Consider the following 13,000-nt stretch of genomic DNA (forward strand, 5'->3'; position numbering starts at 1 on the left):
CGCGTCACGACGTCGGCAGTTGCTTGCCGTAGTCGACCATCTCGTCCTTCTCCGGCTCCTGGAGCGGGAAGTCCTTGTTCCAGTCGGTGAGTTTGAGCGTGCCCGCTTGGCCGCCGCGCTCCAGACGCAGGGGGTACGGCTTGCCCTCCAGGGAGACGTCCAGCGTGCCGCCCGCGCCGTCGTCGCCGCTGATCTCGATGGTGCGCTTCGACGCCGTCGTGCCGCGTTCGCCCTTGGCCAGTTCGCCGTGGAGCGTGAGCATGCCGTCCAGGAGCAGGTCCTTGTCCGTGAAGCCGCTCAGCTGCTTGTAGGAGGGGTCGCCCTTCGGGACCTTCACGTACTTGCCGTCGAGCTTGGCCGCGGCCGTGTCGTCCGACTTCGCCGCCTTGCCGTCGGTCGTGCCGTCGTGCGTCCAGAACTCCGAGTCGGCCTTCAGGTACAGCTCCTCGCCCACCCGAAGGAGCTGGAAGGTCTGCCCCTTCGAGGTGACCGAGCCGGTGCCGCCCTCCCCCTTGAGGCGCATGTCGAGGCTGTACGTGTGCTTGTTGCTCACCAGCGTCCCGGAGAGGCGGACCGCGGACGCCGACGCGGCCGCCTGGCCCGCCTTGCTCTGGATCTTCGACGCGGAGAGCTTGCCGACGCCGTTCGTGCCGGCGTCCGGGTCCTCGCTGCTGCACCCCGTCAGACTCATGCCCCCCACGACCAGACCCGCGCACATCGCGCTCACGAACGCTGCCCTGCGGGCTCGGCTGGCCAGGGGAAGAGCGGTCACAGGTGGCGCTGCCTCTCGTGCGGACGACCTCTACGGCTTCGGCAGTACGGCAGCGTACCTGTGTCGGCCGAGAAGATCGGAGCCAGTCCGTCCGGACCCTCCGCCGGGGCGCATCCGACCGGGACGGGCTAGCCTGAAGCCCGTATGGCCGGACGAAACGGCATGAATCGGCGAACGAACCGGGAGAAGGAGGCGCACGCATGGCGGCTGGCGCCCCCAGGGTCTTCGTCTCCCATCTCTCCGGCACCCCCGTCTTCGACCCGAACGGCGACCAGGTCGGCCGGGTGCGCGACCTGGTGGCGATGCTCAGGGTCGGCAAGCGGCCGCCCCGGCTGCTCGGGCTCGTCGTCGAGCTCTCGACCCGGCGCCGGATCTTCCTGCCGATGACCCGCGTCACCGGCATCGAGTCCGGCCAGGTCATCACCACCGGCGTCCTGAACGTGCGCCGCTTCGAACAGCGGCCCACCGAGCGGCTCGTGCTCGGCGAGATGCTGGACCGACGGGTGCGGCTCGTCGAGACCGACGAGGAGGTGACGGTCCTCGACATCTCCGTCCAGCAGCTGCCGGCCCGCCGCGACTGGGAGATCGACCGGGTCTTCGTGCGCAAGGGCAAGGCGGGAACGTTCCGGCGCAAGGGCGAGACGCTGACGGTCGACTGGTCGGCGGTCGCGGGCTTCTCCCTCGAGGAGCACGGGCAGGGCGCAGAGAACCTCCTCGCCACCTTCGAACAGCTGCGCCCCGCCGACCTCGCCAACGTCCTGCACCACCTGTCGCCCAAACGGCGTGCCGAGGTCGCGGCCGCGCTCGACGACGACCGTCTCGCGGACGTCCTCGAAGAGCTCCCCGAGGACGACCAGATCGAGATCCTCGGCAAGCTCAAGGAGGAGCGCGCGGCCGACGTCCTGGAGGCCATGGACCCCGACGACGCCGCCGACCTGCTCGCCGAGCTGCCCGAGGAGGACAAGGAGCGGCTGCTCACGCTCATGCAGCCGGACGACGCGGCCGACGTGCGGCGCCTGATGGCGTACGAGGAGCGCACGGCGGGCGGCCTGATGACGACCGAGCCGATCGTGCTGCGGCCGGACGCCACCGTCGCCGACGCCCTCGCGCGGGTGCGCATGGAGGACCTCTCCCCCGCGCTCGCCGCGCAGGTGTACGTGTGCCGCCCGCCGGACGAGACGCCCACCGGCAAGTACCTGGGCACCGTGCACTTCCAGCGTCTCCTGCGCGATCCGCCGTACACGCTGGTCGGCTCGATCCTCGACGACGATCTCCAGCCGCTCGCGCCGGACGCCACGCTGCCGGCCGTCGCCGGGTTCTTCGCGACGTACGACATGGTCGCGGCGCCCGTCGTCGACGAGGGCGGCTCGCTGCTCGGCGCGGTCACCGTCGACGACGTGCTCGACCACATGCTCCCCGACGACTGGCGCGAGACGGAGTTCCATCTGGAGGAGGAAGCGGGCCATGGCAGCCGACCGTGACCGTGAGCGCGAGAACCGCGCCGAGCCCAGGGCCCCCCGGTTCCGCCTCGACCAGCCGCGCGTCCCGCGCAGCAAGCTCCTGCCCGACTACGACCCGGAGGCCTTCGGGCGGCTCTCGGAGCGCATCGCGCGGTTCCTGGGCACGGGCAGGTTCATCGTCTGGATGACGGTCGTCATCATCCTGTGGGTGGTGTGGAACATCGCGGCGCCCGACCATCTGCGCTTCGACCAGTACCCGTTCATCTTCCTCACCCTGATGCTGTCGCTCCAGGCGTCCTACGCGGCCCCGCTGATCCTCCTCGCGCAGAACCGTCAGGACGACCGCGACCGCGTCAACCTCGAACAGGACCGGAAGCAGAACGAGCGGTCGATCGCGGACACCGAGTACCTCACCCGCGAGATCGCCGCGCTGCGCATGGGCCTGGGCGAGGTGGCGACCCGCGACTGGATCCGCTCCGAGCTCCAGGACCTGGTCAAGGAACTGGAGGAGCAGCGGATCGGGCATCACTCCGACGGCCGTGTCGTATTCCCGTCGGAGGGCGGGCGGGGAAGTGACGTAGGCGACCGCTGACAGCCCTTTCCGGGGCGGGGTTACCGCGCCGTACTATCGGTTCCATGGCTACGGAAGACGCGGTGCGCGAAGCACTGGCGACGGTGAACGACCCCGAGATCCAGCGACCCATCACCGAGCTGGGGATGGTCAAATCGGTGGACATCTCCGCCGACGGGGTGGTGGCGGTCACCGTGTACCTCACGGTCTCCGGCTGCCCGATGCGCGAGACCATCACGCGGAACGTGACGGACGCGGTCGCCGCGGTCGAGGGCGTCACGCGCGTCGACGTCACCCTGGACGTGATGAGCGACGACCAGCGCAAGGAGCTGGCCGCCGCGCTGCGCGGCGGCACCGCCGAGCGCGAGGTCCCCTTCGCCAAGCCCGGCTCGCTGACCCGTGTCTACGCCGTCGCGTCCGGCAAGGGCGGCGTCGGCAAGTCCTCGGTGACGGTGAACCTCGCGGCGGCGATGGCCGCGGACGGCCTGAAGGTCGGCGTCGTGGACGCGGACATCTACGGCCACTCCGTGCCGCGCATGCTGGGCGCCGAGGGCCGGCCCACCCAGGTCGAGAACATGATCATGCCGCCGTCGGCGAACGGCGTGAAGGTCATCTCCATCGGCATGTTCACGCCGGGCAACGCGCCGGTCGTGTGGCGCGGCCCGATGCTGCACCGCGCGCTCCAGCAGTTCCTCGCGGACGTCTTCTGGGGCGACCTGGACGTCCTGCTCCTCGACCTGCCGCCGGGCACGGGCGACATCGCGATCTCCGTGGCACAGCTCGTGCCGAACGCCGAGATCCTGGTCGTGACGACGCCGCAGCAGGCCGCGGCCGAGGTCGCCGAGCGCGCGGGCTCCATCGCCGTCCAGACCCACCAGAAGATCGTGGGCGTCGTCGAGAACATGTCCGGGCTGCCCTGTCCGCACTGCGGCGAGATGGTCGACGTGTTCGGCACGGGCGGCGGCCAGAAGGTCGCCGAGGGCCTCACGAAGACGACGGGCGCGACGGTGCCGGTGCTCGGCTCCATCCCGATCGACGTACGCCTGCGCGAGGGCGGCGACGAGGGCAGGCCGGTCGTCCTGACCGACCCGGACTCCCCCGCGGGCTCGGCCCTGCGCACCATCGCGGGCAAACTGGGCGGCCGCCAGCGGGGCCTGTCGGGCATGTCCCTGGGAATCACCCCGCGCAACAAGTTCTGAGGACCACCCCGGGCAGGGCGCCCCGTAAGGGGCGCGGGGAACTGCGCGAGCAACAACGACGCCCCCGCAGAGGCCCACGAACCGTCCCTACGGGAAGCGGGAAAGGGGGCGCCGTCACAGTGACGGCGCCCCCTTCCGCGTAGGCCCGCCGCCTAGGCGTACGCCGCGACGTCCTTGATGACCGAGAACCCGAGCCCGTACGCGCTCATGCCGCGCCCGTACGCGCCCAGGTGCACGCCTTCCTTCGTCGACCCGGCGAGGACCCAGCCGTACTCGGACTCGCGGTAGTGGAACGGCGTGGGCACGCCGTCCACGGGCAGCGAGAGCGTCGACCAGTCCGAGCCCTCCAGGTCGTCCGCGAGCACCCAGGCGGTCTCCGTCTGCTGGTCCAGCCAGTCGTCGCGCAGGGTGTGGTCCATCTGGCCGGGCCAGGTGAAGGACAGCAGGCCGACCCCGGCGAGCCAGGCCGCCGAGGAGACCGACGTGGCCTCCAGGACGCCCGTGCCGTCGGCGCTGCGCCGCACCGGGTTGGCCGCGACGGTCACCACGACCGCGAAGCGCTCCTTGTCGCTGTTGCCGAGGGTGCCCTCGCCACGGACCGACGGCTCGTCGCCGTGCCCGATCGAACCGTGCTCCACGGCACCGTCCGCCGCCGCGCCGACCTGCATCAGCCAGCGCTGCCCCGTGTAGGCCTCGTCAAGGCCGTACCAGGGGAAGGGCGCCAGCAGGTAGCCGTCGACCGTGCGCCGGGCGGAGGGCACCGCTTGTGCGGTGCCGTCCGTGGCCGACGCCTGCGCGCCCACCCGACTTGTCGTCTCCATGTACCCGGCCGCCTCCTCGCTCTCGTCGGTCCGGAGCGGCCCGCCCCCCTCGGGCGTCCTCACGCCGGACAACAAGGCAGGATAGCCACACCGGTTGGCGGCCATGGATCAGGCAAGGGGTCAGGTGGCGTCCGCGTCGAACGGCGGACGGTCGCCGGCGTCGAGCTTCTTGGGCTCCGCGGACTTCTTCTGCATGTCCACACGGGCCCCGCCGGAGGAGGCCGCGGTGGTCCCGGAAGCGGTGTCGGAGGAGTCGCTGTCGCGGCCGTGCACGGCGTCCGCGACCTCGTTCATCTCCTTCTTCAGGTCGAAGCCGTTGCGGATTTCCTTGAGCCCGAGCTCGTCGTTGTCGAGCTGCTTGCGGATGAACTTCTTGGGGTTCAGGTCCTCGAACTCGAAGTCCTTGAACTCGGGGCCCAGCTCGTCCCTGATGTCCGCCTTCGCGCTGTCGGAGAACTCGCGGATCTTGCGGATCGTGCGGGAGACGTCCTGAATGACCTTCGGCAGCTTGTCGGGGCCGAAAATGAGCACGGCGAGGACGACCAGCGTCACTATCTCCAGTGCGCCAATGTCATTGAACACCTTGAGCTCCTTGCGATGTCCTCAGCCCGCAACAGGTCGTCGTCCGAGGTCTGGACCGTGACCACGGTACCCGCCGCTCATGTCTGTCCGGTAGCCGCTGCACGACAACCCGGAACAGACCTGGTCAGTCCTTTACTCAGTTCCCTCCGGCCGAGCCGAGCACCAAGGTCACCTCGCGGTCGGCGCCGTCGCGCTCGACCGTCAGCTCCAGACGGTCCTTCGGCCGGTGCGCGCGGACCTTGACGATCAGCTCGTCGCTGGAGTGCACGGGGTGCCCGTCGACCTCGGTGATGACGTCGCCCGGCTTGAGGCCCGCCTTGTCGCCGGGGCCGTTCCGGTTGACCGAGGGGCCGCCGTTCCTGCCCTTGTCCGCGATGCGGGCGCCGTCGCCCGTGAACTCGGTGTCGAGCGTGACGCCGATCACGGGGTGTGTGGCCCTGCCGAAGTTGATCAGCTCCTCGGCGACGCGCTTGCCCTGGTTGATGGGGATGGCGAAGCCCAGGCCGATGGAGCCCGCCTGGCCGCCGCCCTGTTCCGAGCCGTCGTCGGCGGAGCGTATGGCGCTGTTGATGCCGATCACGCGGGCCTTGGAGTCGACCAGCGGCCCGCCGGAGTTGCCGGGGTTGATGGGCGCGTCGGTCTGCAGGGCGTCCACGTACGAGATGTCGCTGCCGTCGCCCTTCTCGCCGCCCGCCGTGATCGGGCGCTCCTTGGCGCTGATGATCCCGGAGGTCACGGTGTTGGCGAGGTCGAAGGGGGCGCCGATGGCCACGACGGGGTCGCCGACCTGCACGTTCTCGGAATTGCCCAGGTGCAGGGGCTTCAGGCCGCGGACGCCGGAGACCTTGACGACCGCGAGGTCGTAGCCGGAGTCGCGGCCGATGACCTCGGCCTTTGCGGTCTCGCCGCCGCTGAAGGTCACCGTTATCTCGCCGCCGGTGCCCGCGGGCTCGACGACGTGGTTGTTGGTGAGGATGTGGCCCTTGCCGTCGAGGACGAAGCCGGTGCCGGTGCCCTGGGCGGAGTCGCCGCTGACGTGCAGGGTCACGACGCCGGGCAGGGCGGCCGCGGCGATGCCCGCCACGCTGCCCTTGGGGCGGTCCTTGGACTCCGTGTCCGCCTGCGGGAGCTCGATGTCGCCGACGCCGCCGTTGCGCTCCACGTACGAGCCGACGGCGCCGCCGATGAGACCGGAGACCAGGGCGATCACGGCGACCCCGACGAACAGGACCCGCCTGCCGCGCCTGCGCCGCTTCTCCTTGTCCTCCGGCGGCAGCGCGCCGGTCTGCTGGAGGGGCGCGTTCCAGGGGTCGTACGGCTGCCGGGGCGCCGCCTGCGGGTGCGCGGCCTGCGGCGGCACCGGCTGGGCCAGGGGCTGCGGCTGCGAGGCGCCGTTGTACGAGGGCGGGGGCGGGGTGGGGCCGGGGGCACCGTGCACGGTGCCGTGCGGGGGCGTGCCGCCGTGCTGCGGGGGCGGAGTGCCGTGGGCGGGCGTGCCGTGCGCGGGCGTGGCGCCGTGGGCCCCCGCGGGCAGCTGCGTGCCGTGGGCCGGGGTGGCCACGGGGTGCTGCACCGGAGGCGCGGGCGCCCAGGGACCGGGCTCGCCGTACGGCGGGGTGCTGTACGGATCCGGGTCGTGCAGGGGACGGGGGCGGTCGGCGGGGGCCGCGGCCGGTGCGGTCCCACTCGGAGCGGCGCCGGACGCGCCGGACGCGCCGTACGAGACCGGGGCGGCGGGCGACGGGTCGGCCGGGGCGGGCGCGGAGTGGGCCCCTGCGACCGGGGTCCCGGAGGCCGGGGTCGGCGCTCCCTGCGCCGGCACGCCCGCGCCCTGCGTCGCGCCCGGGGCCGTGCCCTGGGGCACGCCCTGCGTCGTGCTCTCCGGAGCCCGCGCGGGCGCCTGCTCCCGAGAGGGGGCGGCCGATGGGTCGGCGGCACCCGGCGTCTCGGGCCGTGGACGGCTCCACCACTTCGCCTTCGTGGGCTTCCCCTCGTCCATGCTCTCCCCACAACTGGCCCGCGGCGGACGCCGATTGGATGCTCGATCCCGCGCTCGCCAAGTCCCCCGGCGGCACGGCTCACCGAGGATTCAACCAGGTTCCCCCGCCGAAGCGCAGGGCAGCGTCACGTCAGTGAATCTGCGACGTGCCCTGCAACGGACCCGAGCCGGGCGGAGCGGACGCGGTGCCCATGGCATTCGTGCCCCCGGACGCCCCGGAGGGATCCGAGGCGGGACGCTCGATGCCCGGCGGCGCGGCCGCGCGGCGGCCCGGCATCACCGGGCGTATCAGCGGGGACACCGCGGTGGCGCCCACCAGCATCGGCGCCGTCAGCTCGTACACCCGCTCGCGCGAGCGGGGCGGCTGCGCGGGGGCGCCCGGCAGCAGCGGTCCCGTCACCTCGGTCGGCGCGACGGGCGCCGACAGGGCGCCGGGGCGCTGGCCGTGTGCCGCCAGTGGACTGCCGCCACCACGACGGCGCACGGAGTCCGGGGTCGCGGCGGTGCCCGAGCCCTGGGTGCGCTGCGGCGTCACATTGCTTCCGGAGCCGCCCGCGCGGGAGTCGCCCGAGTCGACGGGGACGCCGACCGTGACCCCGCCGAGCGCGATGGCCGCCAGCGACACCGCGCCCGCCGCCGCGAACGCGAAGCGGCGCCCGCGCCAGGGCGAGCGCTCCGGCTCGGGCCTGCCGACGTCATGGATGCGGAAGCCCCGCTGCTCACTGGGGAGCACCGCGGCGTGGGCCCCGGAGGGGAGGTACCCCACGAAGGGCTCACGGCCCGCGCCGAAGAGGCCGCTCCGCGGCAGTCCCGCGGATTCTGTGCCCCCGATGGCGAAGCCCTCCCCGTCACCGGGTCCCGCGGGCGGCTCGGCACCGCCCGCCGGAAGGCCCTGAAGGCGGGCGAGGAAGCTCTCGGTGGGCGGCGGCGGGGCCGCCTGCGCGAAGACGTTCTTCAGGCGACGCTGGGCGTCGGCCTCGGTCTTGCACATCGGGCACGTCGCCAGATGTGCCAGGACGCGCTCGCGCGCGTCGTGTCCCAGCTCGCCGTCCACAAGGGCGGCGAGCCTGTCCCCCAGATGCTGCTCGGCATCGGCCAGTTGCCGATCGGCAGGATTCGACCGTGATCCACTCACGCGGTCGCGCCCCCTCCTCCCAGCGCCACGGCACCGGTGACCGCGAGCGAACGGCGCTCCGCACGGGCCTCGGGCGACCGGTGCTGGAGGGCCTTGCGCAGCTGCGAGCGGCCCCGGTGGATACGGCTGCGGACCGTACCGAGCTTGACTCCGAGGGTCGCGGCGATCTCCTCGTACGAGAGGCCCTCGATGTCGCAGAGGACCACGGCGGCGCGGAACTCGGGCGCGAGGGTGTCGAGCGCCTGCTGCACGTCGGCGTCGAAGTGCGTGTCGTTGAACACCTGCTGCGGCGACGGCTCGCGGCTCGGCAGCCGCTCGGCGGCGTCGTCCCCGAGCGCGTCGAAGCGGATGCGCTGCTTGCGGCGCACCATGTCCAGGAAGAGGTTCGTGGTGATGCGGTGCAGCCAGCCCTCGAAGGTGCCGGGGGTGTACGTCGAGAGGGACCGGAAGACACGGACGAAGACCTCTTGCGTGAGGTCCTCGGCGTCGTGCTGGTTGCCGGTCAGGCGGTACGCCAGGCGGTACACGCGGCCGCTGTGCGTGCTGACGATCTCCTCCCAGGTGGGCGGAGTCCACACCTGCGATTCCGCGTCAGCGGCAAAGGTCGCGGTCTGAGCGGAGTCGTTGGCACGGATGCGGTCAGCGGTGTCGGTCACGGATTTCGGCTCACCCGCCAACCCGAGAAAACGCCGGAGCGCTCCTCCCCGAACCGCGGACGCAGCCGCACCTCCCCTGTCGGCTCTGGTGGTGTCCAGTGGAGCCCCTACCATAACCACCTCGCCCGTTAGCTCCGGATAAGCGTTTTTACGTGAATTTGGTACGGACTTCCCTGCGACTGTCCTGCCGCCGGGACGCGCCCGCTTCCGGTCTTGATCCATCCGTTACCCCCGCTGTCCTCACACCCCCTATAAACGCCCGGTCCCATCTGCGGGTTCCCGGCCCCAACGGATACAGTCACGGCCAGGCAACCACGGGGACAGGAGAGGGCCATTACCGCCAACCGGCAGACGAGCTGGGCGTTCGCCGACGCCTTTGTCGCCGAGGACGAGGCGCTGCGCTGGGCCCGCGACCGGGCCCGGGAGGCAGGCCTGCCCTCGGTGTCGCCCGGCACCGGCGCCGCGCTGCGCCTGCTCGCCGCCACGGTTGACGCGAAAGCGGTGGCCGAAATCGGTACGGGGACGGGAGTGTCGGGCATCCACCTGCTGCACGGCATGCGGCCGGACGGCGTACTGACCACCGTCGACCCCGAGCCGGACCGCCAGCAGTTCGCCCGGCAGGCCTTCCGCGCGGCCGGCTTCGCGGGCAACCGCGCGCGGTTCATTCCCGGGCGCGCCCTCGACGTCCTGCCGCGCCTCGCGGACGGCGGCTACGACCTCGTCTTCTGCGACGGCGACCGCCTGGAGTCCCTCGAATACCTCGCTGAATCGTTGCGCCTGCTGCGGCCCGGCGGGCTCGTCTGCTTCGAGGGCGTCTTCGCGGACGGCAGGACCGTGGACTCGGGGCCCCAGCCGGTCGAGGTCCTGCACGTGCGGGATCTCCTGCGGACCGTGCGGGAGAGTCCTGATCTTGTGACGTCGCTGCTCCCTGTGGGGGATGGGCTGCTCTGCGCCGTGAAGCGGTAGCGCTCCGCTGGGTTGGGCGGTTCTCCTCGGTGCCGTGGTCCTCCCGGCCCCTCCGCCCGTTCTGATCCGCGGGTTCGTCGTGCTTGCTCGCGCCGTTCCCCGCGCCCCTATCGGGCGCCCCTCCGCTGCCCCCAGCAGGTCCCTCGTGCTTGCTCGCGCCGTTCCCCGCGCCCCTGGCGGGGCGCCCCTCCGTCGTCCCCACCGGGTCCCTCGTGCTTGCTCGCGCCGTTCCCCGCGCCCCTGGCGGGGCGCCCCTCCGTCGTCCCCACCGGGTCCCTCGTGGTTGCTCGCGCCGTTCCCCGCGCCCCTGGCGGGGCGCCCCTCCGCTGTCCCCAGCAGGTCCCTCGTGCTTGCTCGCGCCGTTCCCCGCGCCCCTGGCGGGGCGCCCCTTCCTCGGGTCCTCGGGGGCCGGGCACAGCACTGCCCCGGATCGTCGTACGATGCCGGGGCAGTGGAAAAGTGTGGGCGTTTCCGCGTCAGCCGACGACCTTCTTCAGGGCGTCGCCGAGCGCGTCGGCCTCGTCCGGGGTCAGTTCGACGACAAGTCGACCGCCGCCTTCGAGCGGAACGCGCATGACGATGCCCCGCCCCTCCTTGGTCACCTCGAGCGGGCCGTCGCCCGTCCGCGGCTTCATGGCCGCCATGCTCGTTCCCCTTCCTGAAACCAGCTCATCGCAGCCGACAACCCAGGTGTCACCGGCATCGAACATATTGCTTCCAGGCCATTATCCCGCATGGCAGGACCCGATGACCAACATCGGTCGGCATCGCTTGCGCAACGCGCGCCCGCAAAACCACCCAATTCGGCGATGCGGCTGCGATACTTCGCCGCCCCATACGCCCCACAGGCCCGGAATTCTTTGACGCAGGTCACATATCCGCCCTCGTGCCCGACCCCGATGATCTCCGTCATGCTGAGTTCCTACCTACTGGACCAGCGGAGGGGGCCACCATGGCCGACAGCGTGCTCTACGAGGTGAGCGACGGACTCGCGACGATCACGATCAACCGTCCCGAGGCGATGAACGCCATGAACACCGAGGCCAAGGTCGCCCTGCGGGAGGCCGCGCGGGCAGCCGCCGCCGACGCGGCCGTGCGCGCGGTGCTGCTCACCGCGACCGGGCGCGCCTTCTGCGTGGGCCAGGACCTCAAGGAGCACATCGGCAACCTCGCCGCGGACCGCGAGGCGGGCACCGGGCAGACGATGAGCACGGTCAAGGAGCACTACAACCCGATCGTGCGGGCGCTCGCCGGGATGCCGAAGCCGGTCGTGGCCGGCGTGAACGGCGTCGCCGCCGGGGCCGGCCTCGGCTTCGCCCTCGCCGCCGACTACCGCGTGGTCGCGGACACCGCCAAGTTCAACACTTCCTTCGCCGGGGTCGCCCTGACCGCCGACTCGGGCGTCTCCTGGACGCTGCCGCGCGTGATCGGCCCCGGCCGGGCCGCCGACCTGCTGCTGTTCCCGCGCAACATCGACGCGCAGGAGGCGTACGCCCTGGGCATCGCCAACAAGGTCGTGCCCGCCGCCGACCTCGCCGCCGAGGCCGCGCAGGTGGCCCGCGCCCTGGCCGAGGGCCCGACCCTCGCCTACGCGGCGCTGAAGGAGTCCCTCGCCTACGCCGCGGCCCACACCCTGGACGAGGCGCTGGACAAGGAGGACGAGCTGCAGGGCAGGGCGGGCGCCTCCGAGGACCACGCGATCGCCGTGCAGGCCTTCATCGCCAAGGAGAAGCCGAAGTACCTGGGGCGCTAGACGGCGGGTGATGCCTCGCGGGCCACACAGTCCGCGAGGTGGTCGTCGACCAGTCCGCAGGCCTGCATCAGCGCGTACGCCGTGGTGGGGCCGACGAAGCGGATGCCGCGCTTCTTGAGGGCCTTGGACAGGGCCGTGGACTCGTCCGTGATCGCGGGGACGTCGGCCAGGGTCCTCGGGACCTCGCGCCCGGCGGGGTCCGGCGCGAACGACCAGATCAGGGAGTCGAGCTCGCCCTCGGGCCAGTCGGCCAGCACGCGCGCGTTGGCGAGGGTGGCGTCGATCTTCGCGCGGTTGCGGATGATCCCGGGGTCGGCGAGGAGCCGCTCGCGGTCCTCGTCCGTGAACTCCGCCACCGAGGCGATCTTGAAGTCCGCGAAGGCCGCGCGGAAGCCCTCGCGGCGGCGCAGGATCGTGATCCAGGACAGGCCGGACTGGAAGGCCTCCAGGCACAGCCGCTCGTACAGCGCGTCGTCGCCGTGGACCGGGCGGCCCCACTCCTCGTCGTGGTACGCGACGTAGTCCTCGGTGGACAGGCCCCAGGGGCAGCGCAGCGCGCCGTCCGGGCCGGGGATCGCGCCGGTCTCGGTGCTCACTGGTCGTCGCCCTTCTCGTCCTCGGTGGCCTTGCGCGGTGCGTACCCCTCGAAGAGGGCGGGGCCCGCGACCGCCGTGGCCTGGGCGCCGGCCAGGGCCGCCTCCAGCTCGGCGATGCGGGAGTCCCGCTCGGCCAGCTCGGCGCCGAGGCGGCCGAGCACGTCGTCCACGTCCGCCATGCGGTAGCCGCGCAGCGTCATCGGGAAGCGCACCTCCTCGATGTCGGCGCGGCGCAGCGGCCGGTCCGGGGGCAGCGGGTCGGTGAACTGCTCGGGCGCGGCCTCGGGCAGGGCGCCGCTCTCGCCGCCGCCGATCACGGCGAGGGTCACCGCGCCGACCACCACGACGAGGGCGATGACCAGGAACAAGAACAAGACCATCGTGAGGCCCCCACGCTCGACTGCCCGTGCTGAAACTGTCAGGGTCCGATCGTGCCATGCGGCACCGACAGTTAAGGTCGCAGGCGGCCGAACCGCGACAAGGACCCAGG

The 13,000-nt window shown here is 72.2% G+C and carries 15 protein-coding genes; 5 read left to right on the top strand and 10 right to left on the bottom strand.

Annotation, left to right across the window (positions count from 1 at the left end; translation table 11 throughout):
* Positions 1-4: 4 nt before the first annotated feature.
* Positions 5-718 carry a hypothetical protein gene (locus AB0L89_RS12645; protein WP_365139775.1) on the bottom strand — a complete coding sequence of 238 codons (714 nt, stop codon included), beginning with the start codon at positions 716-718 and terminating at the stop codon, positions 5-7.
* A gap of 254 nt (positions 719-972) precedes the next feature.
* Between AB0L89_RS12645 and AB0L89_RS12650 the strand changes: the two genes are divergently transcribed.
* From AB0L89_RS12650 to AB0L89_RS12660, 3 genes are read left to right on the top strand one after another with little or no spacing between them, the layout of a single operon-like run.
* Positions 973-2,253, top strand: a complete 1,281-nt coding sequence (locus tag AB0L89_RS12650; RefSeq protein WP_365138778.1) for a CBS domain-containing protein — start codon at positions 973-975, stop codon at positions 2,251-2,253.
* Positions 2,237-2,824 carry a DUF1003 domain-containing protein gene (locus AB0L89_RS12655; protein ID WP_365138781.1) on the top strand — a complete coding sequence of 196 codons (588 nt, stop codon included), beginning with the start codon at positions 2,237-2,239 and terminating at the stop codon, positions 2,822-2,824. The genes AB0L89_RS12650 and AB0L89_RS12655 overlap by 17 nt, the downstream gene beginning before the upstream one ends.
* 44 nt (positions 2,825-2,868) lie before the next feature.
* Positions 2,869-4,002 (top strand): Mrp/NBP35 family ATP-binding protein, encoded by a 1,134-nt coding sequence (locus tag AB0L89_RS12660; protein ID WP_365138784.1) that lies wholly within the window; start codon positions 2,869-2,871, stop codon positions 4,000-4,002.
* A gap of 152 nt (positions 4,003-4,154) precedes the next feature.
* Here AB0L89_RS12660 and AB0L89_RS12665 read toward each other — a convergent pair whose 3' ends face one another.
* From AB0L89_RS12665 to sigE, 5 genes are all read right to left on the bottom strand, one after another.
* Complete coding sequence (locus tag AB0L89_RS12665) at positions 4,155-4,823, bottom strand: hypothetical protein (RefSeq protein WP_365138787.1); 669 nt, start codon at positions 4,821-4,823, stop codon at positions 4,155-4,157.
* 120 nt (positions 4,824-4,943) lie between these two features.
* Positions 4,944-5,405, bottom strand: coding sequence for a sec-independent translocase (locus AB0L89_RS12670; protein ID WP_365138790.1), 462 nt, complete (start codon positions 5,403-5,405; stop codon positions 4,944-4,946).
* Positions 5,406-5,541: 136 nt separating this feature from the next.
* Positions 5,542-7,404, bottom strand: a complete 1,863-nt coding sequence (locus AB0L89_RS12675) for a trypsin-like peptidase domain-containing protein (RefSeq protein ID WP_365138793.1) — start codon at positions 7,402-7,404, stop codon at positions 5,542-5,544.
* A 130-nt stretch (positions 7,405-7,534) separates the two neighbouring features.
* Positions 7,535-8,539 carry a zf-HC2 domain-containing protein gene (locus tag AB0L89_RS12680; RefSeq protein WP_365138796.1) on the bottom strand — a complete coding sequence of 335 codons (1,005 nt, stop codon included), beginning with the start codon at positions 8,537-8,539 and terminating at the stop codon, positions 7,535-7,537.
* Entirely contained in the window at positions 8,536-9,309 is a 774-nt protein-coding gene (gene sigE, locus AB0L89_RS12685; protein WP_193433187.1) for an RNA polymerase sigma factor SigE, read from the bottom strand. The genes AB0L89_RS12680 and sigE overlap by 4 nt, the downstream gene beginning before the upstream one ends.
* A 153-nt stretch (positions 9,310-9,462) precedes the next feature.
* Here sigE and AB0L89_RS12690 point away from each other — a divergent pair, with 153 nt between their 5' ends.
* Positions 9,463-10,161, top strand: a complete 699-nt coding sequence (locus AB0L89_RS12690; RefSeq protein WP_365139778.1) for an O-methyltransferase — start codon at positions 9,463-9,465, stop codon at positions 10,159-10,161.
* A 476-nt stretch (positions 10,162-10,637) separates the two neighbouring features.
* Here AB0L89_RS12690 and AB0L89_RS12695 read toward each other — a convergent pair whose 3' ends face one another.
* The gene (locus tag AB0L89_RS12695; RefSeq protein WP_003966491.1) at positions 10,638-10,805 is read right to left on the bottom strand and encodes a DUF3117 domain-containing protein; all 168 of its coding nucleotides are present in this window, start codon (positions 10,803-10,805) and stop codon (positions 10,638-10,640) included.
* Positions 10,793-11,074 (bottom strand): hypothetical protein, encoded by a 282-nt coding sequence (locus tag AB0L89_RS12700; protein WP_365138800.1) that lies wholly within the window; start codon positions 11,072-11,074, stop codon positions 10,793-10,795. The genes AB0L89_RS12695 and AB0L89_RS12700 overlap by 13 nt, the downstream gene beginning before the upstream one ends.
* A gap of 39 nt (positions 11,075-11,113) precedes the next feature.
* Between AB0L89_RS12700 and AB0L89_RS12705 the strand changes: the two genes are divergently transcribed.
* Positions 11,114-11,914, top strand: coding sequence for an enoyl-CoA hydratase-related protein (locus AB0L89_RS12705; RefSeq protein WP_365138803.1), 801 nt, complete (start codon positions 11,114-11,116; stop codon positions 11,912-11,914).
* On the opposite strand, the gene AB0L89_RS12710 is transcribed toward AB0L89_RS12705, so the two are convergent.
* Positions 11,911-12,510: a DNA-3-methyladenine glycosylase I gene (locus AB0L89_RS12710; RefSeq protein WP_365138806.1), complete on the bottom strand. Its 600-nt coding sequence runs from the start codon at positions 12,508-12,510 to the stop codon at positions 11,911-11,913. The genes AB0L89_RS12705 and AB0L89_RS12710 overlap by 4 nt on opposite strands.
* A complete protein-coding gene (locus AB0L89_RS12715) occupies positions 12,507-12,890 on the bottom strand; it encodes a DivIVA domain-containing protein (protein ID WP_365138809.1) in 384 nt (127 codons plus the stop codon). Before AB0L89_RS12715 ends, AB0L89_RS12710 begins: the two co-directional genes overlap by 4 nt.
* Between the last annotated feature and the right edge of the window lie 110 nt (positions 12,891-13,000).

The sequence above is a fragment of the Streptomyces sp. NPDC052114 genome, from assembly GCF_040680155.1.
Lineage (GTDB): Bacteria > Actinomycetota > Actinomycetes > Streptomycetales > Streptomycetaceae > Streptomyces.